Annotated in this window: 17 protein-coding genes, 1 rRNA gene and 2 pseudogenes; 6 read left to right on the top strand and 14 right to left on the bottom strand. The window is 71.3% G+C overall.

Annotation, left to right across the window (positions count from 1 at the left end; all coding sequences use genetic code 11):
* Window positions 1–13: 13 nt before the first annotated feature.
* From IH45_RS0130260 to leuA, 4 genes are all read right to left on the bottom strand, one after another.
* Window positions 14–826 carry an isoprenyl transferase gene (locus tag IH45_RS0130260; RefSeq protein ID WP_030675618.1) on the bottom strand — a complete coding sequence of 271 codons (813 nt, stop codon included), beginning with the start codon at window positions 824–826 and terminating at the stop codon, window positions 14–16.
* A gap of 104 nt (window positions 827–930) precedes the next feature.
* Window positions 931–1,677, bottom strand: a complete 747-nt coding sequence (gene recO / locus IH45_RS0130255) for a DNA repair protein RecO (protein WP_030675616.1) — start codon at window positions 1,675–1,677, stop codon at window positions 931–933.
* Between the two features lie 84 nt (window positions 1,678–1,761).
* Entirely contained in the window at window positions 1,762–2,487 is a 726-nt protein-coding gene (locus tag IH45_RS0130250; RefSeq protein WP_030675613.1) for a tellurite resistance TerB family protein, read from the bottom strand.
* A gap of 250 nt (window positions 2,488–2,737) precedes the next feature.
* A complete protein-coding gene (gene leuA, locus IH45_RS0130245) occupies window positions 2,738–4,561 on the bottom strand; it encodes a 2-isopropylmalate synthase (RefSeq protein ID WP_234440732.1) in 1,824 nt (607 codons plus the stop codon).
* Between the two features lie 303 nt (window positions 4,562–4,864).
* On the opposite strand from leuA, the gene IH45_RS0130240 reads away from it, so the two are divergent.
* The 5 genes and pseudogenes from IH45_RS0130240 to IH45_RS01000000144260 form a co-directional block, all read left to right on the top strand.
* A complete protein-coding gene (locus tag IH45_RS0130240) occupies window positions 4,865–5,929 on the top strand; it encodes a M4 family metallopeptidase (RefSeq protein ID WP_030675606.1) in 1,065 nt (354 codons plus the stop codon).
* Between the two features lie 62 nt (window positions 5,930–5,991).
* Window positions 5,992–6,258 (top strand): protealysin inhibitor emfourin, encoded by a 267-nt coding sequence (locus IH45_RS0130235; RefSeq protein ID WP_030675602.1) that lies wholly within the window; start codon window positions 5,992–5,994, stop codon window positions 6,256–6,258.
* Between the two features lie 76 nt (window positions 6,259–6,334).
* Entirely contained in the window at window positions 6,335–7,723 is a 1,389-nt protein-coding gene (locus tag IH45_RS0130230; protein ID WP_030675599.1) for a GH1 family beta-glucosidase, read from the top strand.
* A complete protein-coding gene (locus IH45_RS0130225; RefSeq protein ID WP_030675595.1) occupies window positions 7,720–8,979 on the top strand; it encodes an MFS transporter in 1,260 nt (419 codons plus the stop codon). The genes IH45_RS0130230 and IH45_RS0130225 overlap by 4 nt, the downstream gene beginning before the upstream one ends.
* 18 nt (window positions 8,980–8,997) lie before the next feature.
* A pseudogene (locus tag IH45_RS01000000144260) lies at window positions 8,998–9,355 on the top strand (IS5/IS1182 family transposase); the annotation flags it as partial.
* A 474-nt stretch (window positions 9,356–9,829) separates the two neighbouring features.
* Here IH45_RS01000000144260 and IH45_RS0130215 read toward each other — a convergent pair.
* The 7 genes and pseudogenes from IH45_RS0130215 to IH45_RS0130190 all read right to left on the bottom strand — a co-directional run bounded on the left by IH45_RS0130215 (window position 9,830) and on the right by IH45_RS0130190 (window position 17,696).
* On the bottom strand, window positions 9,830–10,420 hold the full coding sequence (locus IH45_RS0130215) for a hypothetical protein (protein WP_158813318.1): 591 nt from the start codon (window positions 10,418–10,420) through the stop codon (window positions 9,830–9,832).
* Window positions 10,421–10,800: 380 nt separating this feature from the next.
* A pseudogene (locus IH45_RS1000000151115) lies at window positions 10,801–10,981 on the bottom strand (endonuclease/exonuclease/phosphatase family protein); the annotation flags it as partial.
* A gap of 219 nt (window positions 10,982–11,200) precedes the next feature.
* Window positions 11,201–12,148, bottom strand: a complete 948-nt coding sequence (gene era / locus IH45_RS0130210) for a GTPase Era (RefSeq protein ID WP_394298719.1) — start codon at window positions 12,146–12,148, stop codon at window positions 11,201–11,203.
* 48 nt (window positions 12,149–12,196) lie between these two features.
* Window positions 12,197–13,465: a cation:proton antiporter gene (locus IH45_RS0130205; RefSeq protein WP_030675589.1), complete on the bottom strand. Its 1,269-nt coding sequence runs from the start codon at window positions 13,463–13,465 to the stop codon at window positions 12,197–12,199.
* 81 nt (window positions 13,466–13,546) lie between these two features.
* Window positions 13,547–14,971, bottom strand: coding sequence for a cytochrome P450 (locus IH45_RS0130200; RefSeq protein WP_030675587.1), 1,425 nt, complete (start codon window positions 14,969–14,971; stop codon window positions 13,547–13,549).
* Window positions 14,968–16,068, bottom strand: a complete 1,101-nt coding sequence (locus IH45_RS0130195; protein WP_030675584.1) for an alpha-hydroxy acid oxidase — start codon at window positions 16,066–16,068, stop codon at window positions 14,968–14,970. Before IH45_RS0130195 ends, IH45_RS0130200 begins: the two co-directional genes overlap by 4 nt.
* A complete protein-coding gene (locus IH45_RS0130190) occupies window positions 16,065–17,696 on the bottom strand; it encodes an NAD(P)-binding domain-containing protein (RefSeq protein WP_030675581.1) in 1,632 nt (543 codons plus the stop codon). The genes IH45_RS0130195 and IH45_RS0130190 overlap by 4 nt, the downstream gene beginning before the upstream one ends.
* Window positions 17,697–17,985: 289 nt before the next feature.
* Here IH45_RS0130190 and IH45_RS0130185 point away from each other — a divergent pair, with 289 nt between their 5' ends.
* On the top strand, window positions 17,986–19,545 hold the full coding sequence (locus IH45_RS0130185) for a class I adenylate-forming enzyme family protein (protein ID WP_078897847.1): 1,560 nt from the start codon (window positions 17,986–17,988) through the stop codon (window positions 19,543–19,545).
* A 72-nt stretch (window positions 19,546–19,617) separates the two neighbouring features.
* Here the strand turns inward: IH45_RS0130185 and IH45_RS0130180 are convergent, their stop codons facing one another.
* The 3 genes from IH45_RS0130180 to rrf form a co-directional block, all read right to left on the bottom strand.
* A complete protein-coding gene (locus tag IH45_RS0130180; RefSeq protein ID WP_030675575.1) occupies window positions 19,618–19,971 on the bottom strand; it encodes a hypothetical protein in 354 nt (117 codons plus the stop codon).
* A 93-nt stretch (window positions 19,972–20,064) separates the two neighbouring features.
* The gene (locus IH45_RS0130175; protein ID WP_030675573.1) at window positions 20,065–20,961 is read right to left on the bottom strand and encodes a helix-turn-helix transcriptional regulator; all 897 of its coding nucleotides are present in this window, start codon (window positions 20,959–20,961) and stop codon (window positions 20,065–20,067) included.
* 96 nt (window positions 20,962–21,057) lie between these two features.
* Window positions 21,058–21,149: ribosomal RNA gene (gene rrf / locus IH45_RS1000000145515) — 5S ribosomal RNA — on the bottom strand; the annotation flags it as partial.

The raw sequence follows: 21,149 nt of genomic DNA, 5'->3' as shown, positions 1-21,149 counted from the left end.
ACAGGCTCCGCCGCTACTTCGCGGACTCCGCCTCCGGCGCCGCGCCGAAGCGGCGGTCCCGCTTGGCGTATTCGAGGCAGGCGTCCCACAGGTTCCGCCGGTCGAAATCCGGCCAGAGAATGTCCTGGAACACCATCTCCGCGTAGGCGCTCTGCCAGATCAGGTAGTTGGACGTGCGCTGCTCGCCGGAGGGCCGTACGAACAGGTCCACGTCCGGCATGTCCGGGTAGTACATGTACTTGGCCACGGTCTTCTCGTTGACCTTGCCCGGGTCCAGCTTCCCGGCCCGTACGTCCGCGGCGATGGCCGCCGCCGCGTCCGCGATCTCCGCCCGGCCGCCGTAGTTGACGCAGAAGTACAGCGTCATGGCGTCGTTGTCCTTGGTCTGCTCCTGGGCGACCTGGAGCTCCTGCACCACGGACTTCCACAGCTTCGGCATCCGGCCGACCCAGCGGATGCGGATGCCCATCGCGTCCATCTCGTCCCGGCGGCGGCGGATGACATCGCGGTTGAAGTTCATCAGGAAGCGCACCTCGTCGGGCGAGCGCTTCCAGTTCTCGGTGGAGAAGGCGTACAGCGACAGGTTCTTGACGCCCATCTCGATGCAGCCCCGCAGCACGTCGAGGACCACGCCCTCGCCGACCTTGTGGCCCTCGGTGCGGGGCAGCCCGCGCTCCTTGGCCCAGCGGCCGTTGCCGTCCATGACGACCGCCACGTGGTTCGGGACGAGCTCGCCGGGGATCTTCGGCGGACGCGCACCGGAGGGGTGCGGCTCGGGCGTCTCGTATTCGCGTCGGCCGCGCCCCAGAATTCCGCGTCGTGCCATCCGGTCCACATCTCCTATGCCGTAGTGCGTGGTGCGTGGTGCGTCCGGTCCGAACCGCCGCTCGGCCGCCGCACCGGTGCTCGCCTTCGAGCTGCTGAGCCTATCTACTTCTCCACGTACCGCAGCGAGCGCAGTCCGCGCTCCAAATGCCACTGCAGGTACGCCGCGACGAGCCCGCTGCCCTCCCGGACGTGCCGGGGCTCGCACGCGTCCGCCGTCGCCCAGTCGCCGCTCAGCAGCGCCGCGAGCAGCACGATGGCCTCCGAGGAGGGTACGACGCTGCCCGGCACCCGGCAGTCGCCGCACACCACGCCGCCCGAGCCAACGGAGAAGAACCGATTCGGGCCGGGCAGGCCGCACTTGGCGCAGTGGTCGAAGCTGGGGGCGTAGCCGTTGACCGCGAGGGAGCGCAGCAGGAACGCGTCCAGCACCAGGTGCGGCTCGTGCTCGCCGCGCGCGAGCGTGCGCAGCCCGCCGACCAGCAGCAGGTACTGCTGTACGGCCGGCTCGCCCTCGTGGTCGGTGAAGCGCTCGGCGGTCTCCAGCATGGCCGTGCCGGCGGTGTAGCGGGCGTAGTCCGTGACGATGCCGCCACCGTAGGGCGCGATGGTCTCACTCTGGGTGCACATCGGCAGACCGCGCCCGACCAGCTCGCTGCCGCGGGCGTAGAACTGCACGTCGACGTGGGAGAACGGCTCCAGCCGCGCACCGAACTTGGACTTCGTACGGCGCACGCCCCGGGCCACGGCCCGGACCCGGCCGTGGCCGCGGGTGAGGAACGTGATGATCCGGTCCGCCTCGCCCAGCTTCTGGGTGCGCAGCACAATGCCGTCATCGCGGAACAGACTCATGCGGTCCATTCTCGCGCACCCGGCGGGGGCGGCCGTACGGGGCCGTCCCGTGCGGCCGTACGGACCGGGCGGCCCGTACGGCCCTCAGGAAGGTGTGCGGGCCGCCGCCAGCAGCCGGGCGGTGTCGTCCGGGCACAGCAGGAGGGCCGTGCCGACGGTGCTCAGGACCTCGCGCTCGGACGGCAGGTAGGGGCCGTCGGCGAGGGCGATGCGGGCGCCCTGGAGGAGCAGGGACTCCCGGCCGGCCGGGGCGAGGTGCGGGGCCAGCGGCTCCAGGGCCTCGTGCAGCTCTATGGCCAGCGCGGTGCCGCACGGGTCGAGCCCGCCGCCGGGCCGGCCCAGGCTGCCGGGAGCGGTACGCGACAGGGCGCCGTCGTGCGCGCCGGGCAGCCGGCCGGTGTCGGCGGCGAGCGCGGCGAGCAGGGTCAGCAGCTGGTCCTCCGTACAGTCCGCGAAGCCCGCGGCGCGCACCGTGCCGACGGCGGTGCTGCGCACCCCGGACGAGGTGGTGCCGCCGGCGGCCAGCACGGCCAGCGTGACGGTGTGCACGGCGTCCCGCAGCATCGCCGAGAAGCGGGTGGTGGTGGGGTGGTCCAGCGCGTCCAGCGCGAAGTGGCCGCGGCAGGCGGAGCACTCGACGACCGGGCCCGCGGTGCCCCGCGGCAGCAGCGGCAGACCCAGCACGGTCAGCCGGCGGCGGCCGGTCCGCCGGAGGTAGTTGCGGTCCCCGCCGCACTCGGGGCAGAAGAACTCGCCGTCGGCGACGGTGCGCCAGGACGTCCGCACACCCACCACAGCCAGTTTGTGCATCACGTCGACCCTCCGTAACGCTCCGGCATCTTTGCCGCGTTGACGTGATGTTAGCCACATCGGAGTTGTGCCGTCAGTACTGCGGACCGGACAAGACGGCCGTTTAAACCGGTTGAACGCCCAAGCGCCCCCCGGCGCTCGCGAGGAGAACCGGGGGGCGCCGCATACGTCGCAGGTCAGGGCCGGTCGGCGGGCCGCCCGCCGGGCCGGCGCCCGGTCCGCGCGGGCGGGCCGCACAACGGCCCGGTGATCAGCGGCTCGCGCGGTTGACCGCGGAGACGGCCGCCTTGATCGAGGCGCGCACGATGTTGCCGTCGATGCCGACGCCCCACAGCACCTTGTCGCCGATCGCGCACTCGATGTACGCGGCGGCCTGGGCGCCCACGCCCTCGCTCATCGTGTGCTCGACGTAGTCCAGCAGGCGTACGTCCACGTCGATGGCGTGCAGCGCGTCGAAGAACGCCGCCAGCGGGCCGTTGCCGGTGCCGGTCAGGACCGTGTCGGCGCCGTCCACGACCGCCTCGACGGTCAGCGCGTCGGTGCCCTCGCTGGTGGTGGAGGTCTGCGCGCTGCGCAGCGCGATCCGGCCCCAGGCGTTCTCCGGCGTCGGCAGGTACTCGTCCTGGAAGGCCGACCAGATCGCGTCCGGCGTGACCTCGCCGCCCTCGGCGTCGGTCTTGCCCTGGATGATCTTCGAGAACTCGATCTGCATCCGGCGCGGCAGGTCCAGCTTGTGGTCGTTCTTCAGGACGTACGCGATGCCGCCCTTGCCGGACTGCGAGTTGACGCGGATCACGGCCTCGTAGGAGCGGCCGACGTCCTTGGGGTCGATGGGCAGGTACGGGACCGCCCACTCCAGGTCGTCCACGCTCCTGCCCTGCTCCGCGGCCTGGACCTCCATGGCCTCGAAGCCCTTCTTGATGGCGTCCTGGTGGGAGCCGGAGAAGGCGGTGTAGACCAGGTCGCCCGCGTAGGGGTGGCGCGGGTGGACCTCCATCTGGTTGCAGTACTCGGCGGTCCGGCGGACCTCGTCGATCTGCGAGAAGTCGATCTGCGGGTCCACGCCCTGGCTGAACAGGTTCATGCCCAGGGTGACCAGGTCCACGTTGCCGGTGCGCTCGCCCTGGCCGAACAGGCAGCCCTCGATACGGTCGGCGCCCGCCATGATCGCCAGCTCGGCGGCGGCCACCGCGGTGCCGCGGTCGTTGTGCGGGTGCACGGACAGGCAGATGTGCTCGCGCCGGGACAGGTTGCGCGACATCCACTCGAAGCGGTCGGCGTGCGTGGAGGGGGTGGAGCGCTCGACGGTGGCCGGCAGGTTCAGGATGATCTCGCGGCCCGCCTCGGGCTGCCAGACGTCCATGACGCCCTCGCAGACCTCCAGCGCGAAGTCCAGCTCGGTGTCGGTGAAGATCTCCGGGCTGTACTGGTAGCCGAAGGCCGTCTCGTCGCCCAGGATCTTGTCCGCGTACTCCATGACCAGCCGGGTACCGTCCACCGCGATCTGCTTGACCTGCTCGCGCGAGCCGCGGAAGACCACCCGGCGGAAGACCGGCGCGGTGGCGTTGTACAGGTGGACGGTGGCCTTGTGGGCGCCGCGCAGCGACTCGACGGTGCGCTCGATCAGCTCCTCGCGGGCCTGGGTCAGGACGGAGATCGTCACGTCCTCGGGGATCGCGCCCTCTTCGATGATCGACCGTACGAAGTCGAAGTCGGTCTGGCCGGACGAGGGGAAGCCGACCTCGATCTCCTTGTAGCCCATCTTCACCAGCAGGTCGAACATCTCCCGCTTGCGGGCCGGCGACATCGGGTCGATCAGCGCCTGGTTGCCGTCGCGCAGGTCCGTGGACAGCCAGCGGGGGGCCACGGTGATGCGGTTGTCCGGCCAGGTGCGGTCCGGGATGTCCACGGCCTCGTAGGCGCCGTAGCGGTGGACCGGCAGGCCGGACGGCTTCTGGGTGCGGGTCGCGTTGGTGATGGGCGTGGGGCGGCCGACGGAGTTCTCAGCGTTCTGAACGTTCTGGACGGTCTCGGCGTTCTGAACGTTCTGAGCGGCAATCGACGGATTCGTCATGATGGCGCGGGGCTCCTCGTGTTTCCGCGGGGGAAGAGGCCGACGGGGCGAAGATCGCAGCACCGAATCCCGCGGGGAGGGGGTCGGCCCTACGACAACAGACCCTCGCCGCGGCAGCTAAGGAGAAGCAGCCCGTAACGCATGATGCACAGCACCCTAGCCGAGGTGACGCGGGGACGGCGGCCCCGTATCAGTATGCGGGACCGGGGTCACGTAACCCTCCAAAGGCGATCTGCCACACGTTTTCAGGAATCATGACGCCAGGGAGTGACACCGTGATGACCCAGTGCCACATTGCCGTGCATGAACCCTGAAGCCACTGCGGCCCACCCCGTCTTCTGCACGATCGTGCCACCCCACGTCCTCGACCACCTGTCGCAACTGGAGGACGCGGACCGCTCCGAGCGCGCCCTGCGCACCCTGGAGCACGACGCCCTGCAGCGCACCCGCCGCCGCATCACCACCGTCCGCGGCCTCGGCGCGCCCACCGGCACCCCGTCGGACAAGCCGAACCGCACCATCTACGACGCGAAGCACCAGGAGGTGCTGCCGGGCAAGAAGGTGCACGCCGAGGCGGACAAGCCGTCGAAGGACGCGTCGGTCAACCGCGCGCACGCGGGCCTCGGCGCCACGTTCGAGCTGTACCTGAAGGTCTACGGCCGGCACTCGATCGACGACTCCGGCCTGCCGCTGAACGCGACCGTCCACTATGGCGAGAACTACGACAACGCCTTCTGGGACGGCCAGCGGATGGTCTTCGGCGACGGCGACAACGACCTGTTCCTCGACTTCACCATCCCCGTCGACGTCATCGGCCACGAACTGACCCACGGCGTCACCCAGCACACCGCCAACCTGGACTACTTCGGCCAGTCCGGCGCGCTCAACGAGTCCCTGTCGGACGTCTTCGGCACCCTGATCAAGCAGTACGCGCTCGGCCAGGACTCGGCCCAGGCCGACTGGCTGATCGGCGCCGGGCTGCTCGGCCCGAACGTCACCGGCGAGGCGCTGCGCTCGATGAAGGCCCCGGGCACCGCGTACGACGACGACGTGCTGGGCAAGGACCCGCAGCCCGCGACGATGGACCACTACGTCAAGACCTCGCGCGACAACGGCGGCGTGCACATCAACTCCGGCATCCCCAACCATGCCTTCTACCTGCTCGCCACGGACCTCGGCGGCAACGCGTGGGAGCGGGCCGGACAGATCTGGTACGACACGCTGACCGGCGGCCAGCTGGACAAGGACGCCCAGTTCGCGGACTTCGCGCGCCTGACGGCCGCCACGGCGCGCGCCAAGTACGGTGAGGGCGAAGAGGTGCAGGCCCTCCTCAAGGCGTGGTCGCAGGTGGGTGTCCCCACCGGCTGATCCCGCCCGCTTCTGGCCCGTTCTGTCCGTTTCCCCGAGCCCCACTGGGTAGGAAGTCCGTCATGCGGATTCAAGTTCGACGCACCGGCGGCTTCGCCGGCATCGAGCGGCACGCCGAGGTCGACACCTCGGGCCTGCCCGATGCCGCGGAATGGCACGCCCTGGCCGCGCAGGCAGCCGCCGCCGGCCGGGGCACGCCCCCGGTCGGCGTCCCCGACGGTTTCAGCTACCAGATCACCATCGACGGCAACACGGTCTATGCCTCCGACCCCCGCCTCACCGACGAACAGCGCCGGCTGATCAGCAGAGTCCTGAAGGAGGGCAGCTGACCGGCCACCGGCCGGCAACTCCCGCCTCCCGCACGCCTCTTGACACCCATACGCGGCGGTAATCACTATCCGGCGCATGGACGCTTCGCGTGTGCCGGACGGGACCCCGTCGTCCGCGTTGCCCCGCTTCCCCGACGGATTCGTGTGGGGAGTGTCGACGTCCGCCTACCAGATCGAAGGGGCGGTGGACGAGGACGGGCGGGGGCGGTCGGTGTGGGACGACTTCACCGAGGAAGCCGGGCGGGTCAAGGACGGGTCCAGCGGGCGGGTGGCGACCGGCCACTACCACCGGTACCGGGAGGACGTGGCGCTGATCAAGGAGCTGGGCGTCGGCGCGTACCGGTTCTCGGTGGCCTGGCCCCGGGTGATGCCGGACGGCGGCCCGCGGGTCAACGCGGCGGGACTGGACTTCTACGACCGGCTGGTGGACGAGCTGTGCGCGACGGGCGTCCGGCCGGTGCCGACGCTCTTCCACTGGGACACGCCACGGGCGGTCGAGGCCGCGGGCGGCTGGCTGGCACGCGACACGGCGCAGCGCTTCGCGGCGTACGCGGACGCCGTCGCGGCGCGGCTCGGGGACCGGGTGGACCGGTGGATCACGCTCAACGAGCCTGCTGAGCTGACGCTGCTGGGGTACGGACTGGGGCAGCACGCGCCGGGCCTGCGGCTGGGGTTCGAGGCGCTTCCCGCCGCGCATCACCAACTGCTGGGACACGGGCTGGCCGTACAGGCACTGCGGGCGCGGGGAGCTGACAGTATCGGGATCGCCAATTCCCACGGGCCGACGTGGGCGGCCTCCGGTTCGGCCGCCGATCAGGAGGCCGCGGGGCTGTACGACCTGCTGCTGAACCGTTTGTTCGCGGAGCCGGTGCTGCTGGGGCGCTATCCGGAGGAGGAGCTGACGGCGGCGCTGCTGCCCGGAGACGACCTGGACGGGGACCTGCGGATCATCGGTGAACCGCTGGACTGGTACGGGGTGAACTACTACCAGCCGACGAAGGTCGGTGCGCCGGAGGCGGCGGGCGGCGGGCCGACCACGTTCTCGGGGATCGCGTTGCCGCCGGGCCTGCCGTTCGCGCCGCGCGCGATCGAGGGGTATCCGCTGACGGACTTCGGCTGGCCGGTGGTGCCCGCGGCGCTGACCGAGCTGCTGACCGGGTTCCGCGACCGCTACGGCGACCGTCTGCCGCCGGTCGTCGTCACCGAGAACGGTTGCTCGTACGAGGGGATCGAGGACCGGGAGCGGATCGCCTTCCTGGACGCGCACATCCGGGCCGTGCACGACGCGATCACCGCCGGGGTGGACGTGCGCGGGTATTTCGTCTGGTCGCTGCTGGACAATTTCGAGTGGGCCGAGGGGTACGCCCGGAGGTTCGGGCTGGTGCACGTCGACTACGGGACGCTGGCGCGAACGCCGAAGGCGTCGTACCACTGGCTGCGGGACGCATTGCGGGCGCTGCGGTGACCGGCGCGGGGGCCGCGGAGACGCCCGGGGCCCTCGCCGAGCCGGCCGCGCGGGTGGGCCGCGGCTGGACCGCCGCGCTGGCGCTGGCGAACGGCGCGGTCTGGGTCGGCTGGTACGGCCCGATCCAGGTCCTGCTGGCCCTCCAGGCAGCCGATCTGGCGCCGCCCGGCACGTCAAAGGAGTCGGTGCTGGCGTGGGTCACTGGCCTGGGCGCCGCGGTCTCCCTCGTCGCCAATCCGCTCTTCGGCGCGCTGTCGGACCGTACGGCGTCACGCTTCGGGCGCCGTACGCCGTGGATCGCGGCCGGGGTCCTCGGCGGCGCGGCGGCGCTGTGCCTGCTGGCGGCGGCCCGGAGCGTCGCCGCCATGGCGGCCGGATGGTGCCTGGTGCAGCTGGCGCTCAACGCCGCGTTCGCGGCCGTGACCGCTGCCGTGCCGGACCGCGTGCCGCACGCCCAGCGCGGCACGGTCGGCGGCTGGCTGGGGGCGGCGCAGTTCCTGGGGGTGGTGGCGGGTACGGGGCTGGCATCCGCCGCCGGTGGCATCGCGGCGGGGTACGTGGCGTGCGCCGCCTTCACGGTGCTGGCGACACTGCCGTACGTACTGCGCTACCGGGACCTGCGGATCGGGCGCGGCGACCGGCCGCCGTTCGCGTGGCGGGCCTTCCTCGCGGGCTTCTGGATCAGCCCGCGCCGCCATCCCGACCTGGCCTGGGCCTGGCTGACCCGCTTCCTGGTCAACCTCGGCAACGCGATCGCGCTGCTCTACCTGCTGTACTACCTGCGCGACGCGCTGCACCGCCCGCACCCCGAGGACGGCGTGCTGGTCCTGACCGCCGTCAACGGCGTCCTGCTGCTCGCCACGGTCGTCGTCGGCGGGATCTGGTCGGACCGTACGGGACGGCGCAAACCGTTCGTCCTGTGGTCCGGTGTGATCATGGCGGCGGCCACCGCGCTGCTCGCCGGATGGCAGACCTGGACCGGCGCGCTGGTCGCCGCCGCGCTGCTGGGCGTCGGCTTCGGCGTCTTCACGTCGGTGGACTTCGCGCTGATGACGGACGTGCTGCCGGCCGCCGCCGACCGCGGCAGGGATCTCGGCATCATCAACATCGCCAACTCGCTGCCGCAGGTGGCCGCCCCCGCACTGGCCGCGCCGGTCGTGACGTACCTGGGCGGCTACCCGGTGCTGTACCTGCTCGCGGCGGGGATCGGGCTGGCGGGGGCGCTGCTGGTGGGGCGGATACGGGGAGTCGAGTGAGGGGCCGGAGCCACCGAAATGCGCCGGCTTGCTCCGCTGTCCGGCATAGCCAAGTCCACAGCGGGCCGGCGCATCGACCGCCTCGGTCCGCTGCCGGCGCTCCAACAGCACCGGCGGTTCCGCAAGGACGCCGTGCTCATCGCGGCTGGAACGCCGGCGCCCACCCGTGAGCGCACACTCGCCGAGCAGCCACAGAACTACCGGTACTCCACCGCCCATCAGGTCGTGATCGATGCCGGCAGTCGCCTGGTCGTCGTGGTTGCCCGGCCCCTGCCGGGCAACCGGCACGACGCGTGACTGCCGCCTCAAAGGCAACGGAGTGCACCAATCCGTGTGCGGCATCGCCCGCCTGCACAACCTCACCCTCGCCGGATAGCCAGCGCCCGGGGGCCCAGGATGTCCATACGAGCCGGAATGAGAGGGCGGGGGTGACGCGGAACCCGTGGTGGCGCTTTGGCCCATGGCAACAACGGCGGAAGGCCCTCCTCACCGTGCGGGCCGGCTCGCGGACCACCTCGGCACGCACTGGACCTGGGCAGCGTCCCGTGCGCCGCAACGGCGGCAACGGCGCCTTGGAGCACCCCGGAACCACGCCGACACGCCGCACCTCGCGCAGAGGGCGCCAATTCCCTCAACGGGATATCAACATGCCGGTATAGCTACCGGGGTGCACGTGCTATCGACGGGCTCGCCAGGCTATGACTGTGCCACTGGCCGTGCTGCATGTCAGCAGAGCGCCAATGGCGATGTTCCATATGTCGCCACGCCAGACGCCATTGGCCGTCACAGCGAGCGCAAGAACAAGCGAGAAGGCGAGGAGTATCCGTCCGATAAGCATTATCAGCAGTCCTTAAAAGCAGTCCTGGACGCCATGGGCTGCCGCTGCCGCTCCGCCCATGAGGGCTCCGGTGGCGGCCAGCGTCGTCCCGCCACTGGCCGGAGCCGCTATGACGCCGCCGGCGGCACCAAGTCCAGCCCCGATGGTTGCCACACCGTCCCAGAAGCAGTTCGAGTTGGAGCGCTTGGCGCGCGTAGTCACCTTACCCGGGGCCGCCGGAGGGACCACGACGCCTTCAATCGTGGGGCCCTTCACGTCAGCGATCTTCTGCGTGAGCTGGTCACCCTTCAGGGTCCAGGTGGCCTTGTGGACCTTCCCGGCCTTGTCCTTGATGTCGAGCCGCTTCATGCCGCCGTCCAGCGTCCCATCGGCCTTGAGGAAACGGACGCCGCGGTCGGTAAGGACCGCGTGGTCCCCCTTGGGCAGCTTGAGCTTGAACGTGGAGGTAGCCGCGAACTTCGCCACCTCACCGCCCTTGGCAAAGGCATTTGCCGGCTTGCCCTGCGAAGCCGGAGCAGCAGCCGTGGCAGTGGCGGCCATAGAGGTCACGATCGCGGCGGCAGCCACAGTGGCGGCGAGGCCCGAACGCACGCCGAAGCGCATAAACATTACCTTTCAATCATCTTCCGCCCCCATAACCGGGGACACACCCACCCTTGTTAACAAAAAGACCCACCCATATGGTGCCAGTCACAAATCAAGCAAACACCCAGTAAAGATCATTTAGGTGCCCGGCAAAACACCCGATTAACCTCACGCCTCGCGCCATCAAAGTCCGATTTAAGCTGAGATCCCCCCATTAACCGAGTGATCCCTGATAGCTTCGCCACGACGCGTCACTTGAGCCATGACGTGACGCTTTGTACAGAACAGCGATGCTCCAGCCCTCGCAGCGCGCATAGGTTCCGAAACCGGCGTAGCCCTCGATGATGTGGCGTCGACCATTCGAAACGCGGGGTGTGGAACGCGAAGAGATTTCACCCGTGGATGTAGTCAATGCACACGTTCGGGTCGAATCCGGTCGCGACGTAGGGGTTGGCCGTGTTCCAGGTCGCTGAAGACTCCTGCCGGGTCTGCGTACTCCCACGCGTCGAGGAAGACCTGGCCGGGGGCGGCGGGTGCCGACCTGTAGCCGCCGAACTGCCGTACCTCGTCGCAGTCCGGCACCTGATGGGCGGTGGAGTACCGCTAGTTCTGTGACTGCTCGGCGAGAGTGCGCTCACGGGTGGGCGCCGGCCCGCTGTGGACTTGGCTACGCCGGACAGCGGAGCAAGCCGGCGCAATGCCGAGTTCGGGCGCCAGTACGCCATGACCACACCAGCCACCCCAAGAACATCTCAAGCATGGCCAGCCGCTACGGAACAGCCTTCAGCCGCCCGACTTTCAGAAGCCGAGCTTGCGCAGCTGCTTCGGGTCACGCTGCCAGTCCTTGGCGACCTTCACGTGCAGGTCGAGGAAGACCGGCGTGCCGAGCAGCGCCTCGATGTGCTTGCGGGACTTCATGCCGACCTCCTTCAGCCGCTTCCCCTTGGGGCCGATGATGATCCCCTTCTGGCTGGGCCGCTCGATGTAGACGTTGGCGTGGATGTCCAGCAGCGGCTTGTCGGCCGGGCGGTCCTCGCGCGGCAGCATCTCCTCGACGACGACGGCGATGGAGTGCGGCAGCTCGTCCCGTACGCCTTCGAGCGCCGCCTCACGGATCAGCTCGGCGACCATGACCTGCTCGGGCTCGTCGGTGAGGTCGCCCTCGGGGTAGAGCGGGGGGCTCTCCGGGAGCATCGGTACGAGCAGGTCCGCGACCAGCTGCACCTGCTTGTCACCGACGGCGGACACCGGAATGATCTCCGCCCATTCGATGCCCAGCTCCCGACCGAGCTGGTCGACCGCGAGCAGCTGCTCGGCGAGCTGCTTGGAGTCGACCAGGTCGGTCTTGGTGACGATGGCGATCTTCGGGGTCTTCTTGATCCCGGCCAGCTCGCCCGCGATGAAGCGGTCGCCGGGGCCCAGCTTCTGGTCGGCGGGCAGGCAGAAGCCGATCACGTCGACCTCGGCCCAGGTGGTGCGTACGACGTCGTTGAGCCGCTCGCCGAGCAGGGTGCGCGGCTTGTGCAGGCCCGGGGTGTCGACCAGGACGAGCTGGGCGTCCGGGCGGTGCACGATGCCGCGCACGGTGTGCCGGGTGGTCTGCGGGCGGTTGGAGGTGATGGCCACCTTCGTACCGACCAGAGCGTTCGTGAGGGTCGACTTGCCCGCGTTCGGGCGGCCGACGAAGCAGGCGAAGCCGGCGCGGTGCGGGGCGGAGGACTCTGTGGGAACGCTCATGGCGCCCATTGTCCCCGATTGCCGGAGCCGCGCCGACCACCCGGTCGGGCGGCGGGTTCAGGGCGCGGCGCCGACCCGCTCCGCCCGCGGCCGGGCGGCCGTCCGGCGGGCGTCGACGCGGTCCCACAGGGTGAGCAGCGGGGTGGCCATCACCGTCGTCACCAGCGCCACCACGACCAGCACCGCGAACAGCGACGGAGTGACGATGCCGGCCGCCAGGCCGATGTTGATCGCGATGAGCTGCATCAGGCCCCGCGCGTTCATCAGCGTCCCGATGCGCAGCGCGACCGCGCCCTCCTCCCCCGCCGCCCGGGCCGCCAGCCAGCAGGCGCCCAGCTTGCCGAGGACGGCCACGGCGACGCAGCCCACGGTGAACAGCAGCAGGCCGGGCGAGGCCAGCAGCGCGAAGTCGGTGTTCAGGCCGGAGTAGGTGAAGAACAGCGGCAGGAAGACGATCCGGCTGATCGGCCCGATCGCCTCGATCGCGCGGTCCACCGCCTCGGAGCGGGGGAAGACCACGCCCAGGCTGAACGCGCCGAAGACCGCGTACAGGCCGATGCGGTCGGTGTACCAGGCGGCGAGGAAGAGCAGGACGACGGTGACCAGCAGCAGCTCGTCGGGGGCCCGGCGGTGCGTGAGGCCGGCCAGCCGGGTCCCGGAACGGGCGAGCAGCGCGAGGACGACCACCAGGCCGACGCTGCCGGCGAGCGCGATGAGCAGCGGCCCGGTGCCGCTGCCGGTCATGCTGAGCACCCCGGCGAGCAGCACCCACGCCAGCGCGTCGTCCACCGCGCCGGACGCCAGGGACAGCGAGCCGAAGCGGGTGCCGGTCAGGCCGCGCTCGGTGATGATGCGGGCCAGCATGGGGAACGCGGTGATCGCGAGGGTCACACCGACGAAGAGGGCGGAGACGCCGATGGCCACGTCCTTCGGGAAGACGTCGACACTGTCGTGGACGGCGTAGGTCAGCCCCACGCCGAGCGCGAACGGCACGAGGATGCCGGCCGAGGAGATCATCGTGGCCGGTTTCGCCACGCTCCGGATGCCCGCCGTACGGAACTCGTAGCCGGTCTGGAACATGAACACGACCAGGCCGATCTGCCCGGCGACGTACAGCGCGGGCCGTAACTCCGGAGGGAAGAGGGCCGCCTCGACGCCGGGCGCCAGCAGGCCCAGCACGGACGGCCCGAGGACCACGCCGGCGACCATCTCGCCGACCACGGGCGGCTGGCCCAGCGCGCGCAGGGCTCGGCCGACCAGCCGGCAGACGAGCAGAATGACGACGACGGCCAGGAAGAAGACCGGCCCCAACTCGGTGGTGGACATGGCGGAACGCCCTTCGGCTCGCGGGGACGTACGGGGACGGGCGGGCCCGGGTGCCGGGCCCGGACAGGGCGGGCTCGTGGGTCAGGGGTGCGGGTAGGGGCAGCGCGCCGGGGCGGTGGCGGGCCCCGGCAGCGGGGCGCCCTGCGTGTCGTGGGCGGCGAAGTAGCGCTCGGCCGGGCGCAGGCGGCGGGCGTCGAGCACCATCCACGTACCGAGGACGAGCTGGACACAGCTGCGCCACACGTCCTCCCACCGGTCGCGCACCCGCAGGAAGGCCCGGGCGGCGAGCAGCCGGTGCGGCGGCAGCGGACGGCCGCGCCGGACCAGCAGGCAGGGGGCGCGGTGCGGGATGGAGCGGGTGTGGGCGACGGTGGAGTGGAGGGTGAAGCGGCGCAGCACCTCGCGGGTCGCGGCGTGCATGGCCAGCGGGGCGAGCCGCCAGGCCGGGCAGGGGCGGTTGGCGGCGACGCCGAACGGGATGTGGTGCTGCTGCTTGGCCACGAGGCGGTCCCAGCGGTCGGGGTCGAAGACCTCGGGGTCGGGGTAGCCGGTGGCGTGGTAGTCGGGGTAGTTGAAGCACAGTACGGAGCCGGCGGGGATGACCGAGTCCGGGCCGAGCGGGATGTCGTCCGTGCTGATGCGGTGGGCGACGCCGAAGAGCGGGTAGCGCCGCAGCGTCTCGTTGAGGACGTTGGCGAAGTAACGGTCGTCGTCCGGCGCGGCGGCCAGCCCGTGCTGGACCTCCGGGTGCTGGGCGAGGACGAGCAGCAGGTGGGCCATGGCCTCGGACATCTGGACCACGGCCGTGTTGAAGAAGGTGCCCTGGAGGTAGTACGCCTGCTCGTCGGGCGTGAGGGAGTCCGGCAGGTGGTGCGGCGGTACGTGCCCGGCGGCGATGCGCTGCCGCAGGTGGCGGGTGAGCCGGGCGCGGCGGGCCGGGTGGCGCAGCCGGGTGCACTTCAGGGAGTTGACCACGTCCTCGGCGTTGTCCACGATCAGGCGCCGGACGTACGGCGGGCACGGTTCGCGGAAGACCAGGCCGTGGAAGAACTCCGCCCACACCGGCATCATCAGGTCGCGCAGCCGGACGAACGTGGCGCGGCCGGTGACCAGCTCGTCCAGCACGGCGGCGGTGCGGCGGGCCACGGCGGCGGACAGGTCCCGGCTGGGACCGGCCAGCACGGCGAGGGTGGTACGGGCCACCTCGTCGTAGCGCGGGCCGTCCTCCAGGTGCTCCTGGTGCACCTCGGGGCCGGGCGCGAGCCAGTACCAGAAGAGGTCGGAGAGGGCGGCGCCCCGGCTGCGGCCGTTGGCGGCGGGGTGGGAGTAGATCTCCTCGAAGCGGTCGGCGGGGACGTCGGCGCTCGGGAAGGCGATGCCCTCGTCGCCGTTGATCCGCGCGAAGAGCGCGACGCGGGCGGCGACGACGGAGCGCGGCAGCCAGTACGGGACGGAGAGGACGCCGGCCGCGGCGGCGAGCAGCCCGGCGGTGCGGAAGCGGCTCATGCGCCCTCCCCGTTCCGTCCGCGGTACGCGCTCCCCCGCGCGACCACGAGGTCCGGGCCGAGGTCGGCCGGGGTGCCGCCGCCGCACAGCGCCAGTACGTGGTCGAACTCGGCGCGCAGCAGCTCCAGTACGTGCCGGACGCCTTTCTCGCCGTCCGCGGCCAGGCCCCACAGCACCGGGCGGCCGACGCCGACGGCCGACGCGCCCAGGGCGAGGGCCACGGCGGCGTCGGAACCCCGCCGTACGCCGCCGTCCAGCAGCACCGGGAACCGGCCCGCGACGGCCGCGGCGACGGCGGGCAGCGCCTCGATGGTCGCGGGCGCCGCGTCGAGCTGGCGGCCGCCGTGGTTGGAGACCAGCAGGCCGTCCACGCCCTCGGCGACCGCGATCCGGGCGTCCCCGGGGTGCAGGATGCCCTTGAGCAGCACCGGCAGCCGGGTCTGCGCCCGTAGCCGGCGCAGGTCGTCCCAGGAGAGCCCCGGCGACATGGCGATGTCGCGGGGGCGGCCGTCCGGGGCGCCGGGCAGGCCGCGCATGTTCTCGGCGGCCAGGCCGTCGGGCAGGTCGTCGAAGCCGTGCCGGGCGTCGCGCTCGCGGCGGCCGAAGACCGGCGAGTCGACGGTGACGACCAGCGCCGAGCACCCGGCCCGCTCGGCGCGGCGCACCAGCGCGAGCGTGACCTCCGGTTCGGGTTGCAGGTAGAGCTGGAACCAGACCGCCGCGTCGGGCCGTACCGCGCGGGCGGCGGCGGTGACCTCGGCCACCGGCACGGTCGCCGCCATGCCGGTGACCAGGACCGTGCCGGCCGCCGCCGTCGCGCGGGCGGTGGCGAGTTCGCCCTCCGGGTGGGCGAGGCGGTGGAAGGCGGTGGGCGAGACCAGGACGGGCAGGGACAGGCGCTCGCCGCACAGCGTCACGGACAGATCGCGGGTGGCCGCCCCGCGCAGCACGCGCGGCAGCAGGGCGAGCCCGCGGAACGCCGCCTCGTTCTCGCGCAGGGCCGTCTCCCCGCCGGCGCCGCCGGCGAAGTAGTCGTACACCCGGGGGTCCAGCCGTTCCCGCGCCTGTTCGTGCAGGTCGGCGAGGGTGGGTATCACGGCCGGGCCGCCGTGGCCGGGTCGGTGAGCCGGGCGCTCAGGAAGCTCCGCAGGGGTGCGCGGTGGACCTCCTCGCTGTCCCACTCGTTTTCGAGGTTCTCGGTGATGTGGTGTTCGGCGGTCGCCTTGCCGGGGGCCGCGCCGTCGAAGGCGCGGATCACGGGGTGCAGGTAGCGGCCGTCCAGGCCGGTGGTGTCCTGCTGGGAGGTGCGGCCCGCGGTGATGTCGAAGGGGTTCACCCTGTCGTGGCCCTCGCCGTATTCGAGGGTGACGGTGAAGTACCGGTCGATGTCGCCGAAGCCGCCGTCCGCGACGGCGGAGTGCAGGTGGTCGACCGGGACCTCTTCGCAGTAGCGGGCGGTGCCGTCCCGGCCGACGAGCACGGTGTCGGCGAGGAAGCCGAACATCTGGAAGAGAGCCGAGCTGCGGTTGACGCGGGCGATCGCGGCGTCGGTGACCGCTTCGGCGGTGGCGGGCAGCGTACGGGCGGGCCAGGGGCGGTCGTGGTGGCGGGCTTCGAGGATGCGGTGCAGGGCCCGTACGCCGTACCGGAAGCCGTGGATGAAACCACTGGTGGATTTCTTGAAATCGCGTACCTGGGTGATGGTGCCGGCGAAGTGCAGGCCGGGTACGTTGGTGGATTCCCAGGCGTCGGTCTGCGCCGGGAATCTGTCGTTGATCGCCAGTTCGGGGCGGCACTCCGGTGCGAATATCGTCGGGTCGAAGCGGAATCCGGTGGCGAGGATGACCCGGTCGTAAACGATGTCCTTGACAACTTCGTTGACCCGGGAAAAGGACACGGAGACCAGATACCGGCCATCCGGCTGCTGCCGGATACGCAAGATGTTGCCGTCCAGCACCGCGTTCTGCAATTTCAGCTGATAGGTGTCGAGGAAGTTGTTGTTGACGGCCCGCAGGTGTCCGACGAAATGGGTCTGCCAGGCGAGCTTCAGTGAGCCGGGGCCGGCGACGTGGATGACGGCTGCGGTCTCGATGAGGTTGTCCGCGGTTTCGAACGCGGAGTTGCCGCGGCCGATGATCAGCACCCGCTGCCCGGTGAAGGCGGCCGGGTCGACGTCCACCTCGTCGTAGCGCTCGACCGTCTCGACGCCCTCGATGGGCGGTATGTACGGGCGGGTCACACCGGTCGCCACGATGAGCCGCCGGGCGCGGAAGACGGTGCCGTCCTCGGCGCGTACGAGGAAATCGCCGGGACCGGACGGGCCGCCGTCCGGCCCTTCGGCCGGCCGGGAGATCTCGCTGATACGGGTGCCGTAGCGGATGCGCAGCCGGTGGGTGGCGGCGAAGTCGGCGAGATAGCCGACCATCGCGTCGGCGGGCGGGAAATAGCGCGGGGTGCGGGCGGTGAACAGCGGGGTGTGCTCGTCGGAGAGCAGGGAGTTCCAGTCGGTGCGCATGTTCAGCTCGGGGTCGTCCCACCCGGTGTGCACCTTGTTGATGGAGATGAGCGTGCGGTGCCGGGGAAAGCGGGTGAAGAACGTACCGGGGGCCGCGCCGGCCTCCACGATGAGATAACTGCGCCCGGCCTGCTGCAGAAAATATCCGGCCTGTAATCCGGCGGGGCCCGCACCGACCACCAGATAGTCCGTCGTTTCTTCGTGGCTCACGCAATTCTCCTGTCACCTGCGAAGGATGGAGATGGAGCGGAAACCGACATTACTTGAGTGTTAAAGCACGACACCAGAGCGCGTTAAAGTGATCTGCGTCACACGCATTCGGAGGTTTGCGAGTACGCTGCACAAGCCAGTGTCACAAGGTCCGGGACTTTTACCCGGAACGCCTGTCTGTCGCGCCCGGCGGATGCCCGCATTGCTCCGCCCGTACGCCGCGCCCCGCTTGTCCCGCCGGTCCCGTAACGCATTTCAGCCGTTCACCTCCAGGAGCGGATGCAGCGAAATGAATCAGCCAGCCGAAAGCCCATTCCCGCGAGGACGCGTCTTCCCGCAGGCCCTCCTCGACGCCTTCCGCCGGCAGCCGGACACGGCGGCCTTCGAACACCGGGGGCGCGCCGTCCCGCGCCACGAGGTCCTGGACCGGGCCGCCCGCTGCGTACGCGCACTGCGCGCCGCCGGCGTCGGCCCGGGATCGTCCGTCGCGGTGGCCGCCGGTGTCACCCCCGAGACGTTCGCCCTGCATCTGGCGGTGCACCTGCTGGGCGCCCGGCTGACCGGCCTGCGCCCCGGGCTGCCGCCGCGGCACCTCGCGCAGATCCTGTCCGACGGCATCGACATCCTGGTGTACGACGAGCCGTCGGCCACCCCCGAACTCTTCACCGCAGCCGGTGACCTCGGCCGACTGCGCCTGGAAAAGGACCTGTTGAGCACGGCGGAGCCCGCCTCACCGGACGACCTGGTGCCCCGCGGCCGCCCGGACGACATCGCCCTGATCACCCTGACCAGCGGCAGCACCGGGCAGCCCAAACGCTGCGCACACAGCTACCGCAGCCTGAGCACGAGCTGGTCGTGGCAGCCCGCCCGCCGGACCGCGCGGACCTCCGCACTCGCCGCGGCCTACGCGCGCTTCCTGCTCTTCGGCACCCTCACCAGCGCGGTGATCTTCGAGCATCTGGGGCTGTGCCTGCTCGGCGGCGGCACCGCCGTCATCCCCGACCCGCCGCTGTCCTTCCCGGAGGTCTTCGCGCGGCACCGCGTCACCGCCTGCCTGCTGACCGTCCCCCGGCTGCACCACATCCTCGACACCCTGCGTACCGAGGACGTGGACACCAGCAGCCTGCGCGCCCTGCTCGTGGCCGGATCCCCCCTGGCGCCGCACCGGCTCGCCGAGGCCGCCGACCGGCTCGGCCCCGTCGTGCACCAGGGATACGGGCAGACCGAGACCGGCATGCTGACCCTGCTCACGCCCGACGACCTCGCCCACGGGCCCCGGTCGGTGTACGGCTCGGTGGGGCGGCCCCTGGACGGGGTGGAGATCGACATACGGGACCCGGACGGCGGACCGCCGCCGGCCGACGGCGCGACCGGCGAGATCTGGGTCCGTACGCCCGGGGCGCTGGCCGGTTACTGGCAGGACGAGGCGGAGACCCACGCCGTCCTGCGCGACGGCTGGGTGCGCACCCGCGACCTCGGCCGCCTCGACGAGCACGGCTTCCTGCGGCTCACCGGGCGCACCCGCGAGGTGATCATCGTCAACGCCGTGCTGCACTACGCGGGCGCGATCGAACAGGCGCTGGCCCGCCACCCGGACGTGGACCAGGCGTACGTCGTGGGCGCGCCGGACGAACGGACCGGCGAGGCCGCCCACGCGTTCGTCGTACCGGCGGCGGAACGGCGGCCCGACCCGGCCGCCCTGCGCGCGCATGTCGCGGCGGAGCTGGGCCCGGCGAGCGTGCCCGCCACGATCACCGTCATCGCGGAGGTGCCGGTCGCGGGGAGCGGCAAGCCGGACAAGAGGGCGTTGTCGGGGTTGGTGGGGGAAGGGGGTACGGGAGCGGGCTGAGGCGAGATGGCGTGGCGGGCCGAGGAGACGCGGCGGGTGGGCGCGCCGCTCAGCCCGTACGGACGGTGGCCGTCAGCCTGCCTCGACGGTGGCCCGCAGTGTGCCGTCCGGGCCGGCGACCAGCACCGGCGTCCCGGCGCCGCCCAGGTCCCGTACGGCCGCGAGGTCCTCGGCCGTGGCAGCCTCCGCCTCGGTCACCACGGCAGCGGCCTCCAGCGACTGCGCGCCGCTCGCGACGGCCATGGCGACGGCCGTACGCAACGCGCTGAGCTGCAACGACTCCAGGGCGACGGTACCGGCGACATACGTGCGCCCGGTTTCGTCGCGGACGGCGGCGCCTTCCGGCACGCCGTTGCGGGCCCGCGCGGAACGGGCCAGCGTGATGATCTTGCGGTCTTCCGGGTCCAGCGGTGCGGCTTCGCTCATACGGGCGAGCATATGCGGCGAGGTGGGCGCCGGGGGCAAGGGGGCCGTACGATCCCGGAGGTCGCCCGGTGAACGTACGCCCCGAGCCGACCGTCAGCCCGCCACCGAATACATCCCGTCCCGGCGGCCCTCCGGTGAGGTGAGCCGCTCCAGCTTCGCCGCCGTGTCCGCCTCCGCCGTCCGGCGCGGGTTGTGCAGCACGATGGTCAGGTCCGGGCGGGCCGGCACCCGCAGCTGGGTGGACTCGAACAGCAGCGTGCCGACGTGCGGGTGCTCCAGTTCCTTGTGGACCTGCCCGCCGTCCTGCACATCCCCGCGCGCCCACAGCTCCGCGAACTCCGCGCTGGCCGCGGACACCTCCCCCACGACTTCCTCGTAGCCCTCGTCACCGGGCCGCTCCGACCACGCTGCCCGGTACTGCGCCACGATCGTCGGCGCGTTCCGCTCCCAGCTGGCGGCGCGGGCCCGGTAGACCGGGTCGGTGAAGTAGGAGAGCAGGCAGTTGGAACGGGAGCCTTCCTGGCCGTAGTTGAGGACCAGCCGCGCTGCCTCGTTGTAGGCGACGCAGTTCCAGTACGGGTCCAGGATGTGGGCCGGGAACGGCATCCACGCGTCGATCAGCCGCTGCAATCCCTCGCTCATGTCGGACACCGCGGGGTCCGGGTCCTGCCGCAGCGGTGGATTGAGCCCCGCCAGTACGTACAGGTGCCGCCGCTCGGTGTCGCTCAGCCGGAGCACCCGTGCCACGGAGTCCAGGACCTGCGGGGAGACGGTGATGTCCCGCCCCTGTTCCAGCCACTGGTACCAGGACGCGCCGACTCCGGCGAGCACCGCGACCTCTTCGCGGCGGAGTCCCGGCGTACGGCGGCGGCCGCCGTCGGGCAGGCCCGCGTCGGCCGGGCTGATCCGGGCACGGCGGCTCATCAGGAAGTCGCGCAGCTCTCGGCGACGGCGCGACTTGGCGCCGGCGGGTTGCCCTGTCGTCTGCATGGCACCGACTCTAAACCGGCGCCGGCCTTGAACCGGCACCGCCCCTGAACGCGGAAAAGCCCCGCACCATACGGTGCGGGGCTTCCCACAAAGATTGTTCGGCGGCGTCCTACTCTCCCACAGGGTCCCCCCTGCAGTACCATCGGCGCTGAAAGGCTTAGCTTCCGGGTTCGAAATGTAACCGGGCG

Origin of the sequence: Streptomyces rimosus subsp. rimosus, assembly GCF_000720725.1 — a bacterium.
Classification (GTDB): domain Bacteria; phylum Actinomycetota; class Actinomycetes; order Streptomycetales; family Streptomycetaceae; genus Streptomyces; species Streptomyces rimosus_A.
Note: the sequence above shows the minus strand (reverse complement) of the source record. Positions and strands in the feature narration are given on the sequence as shown.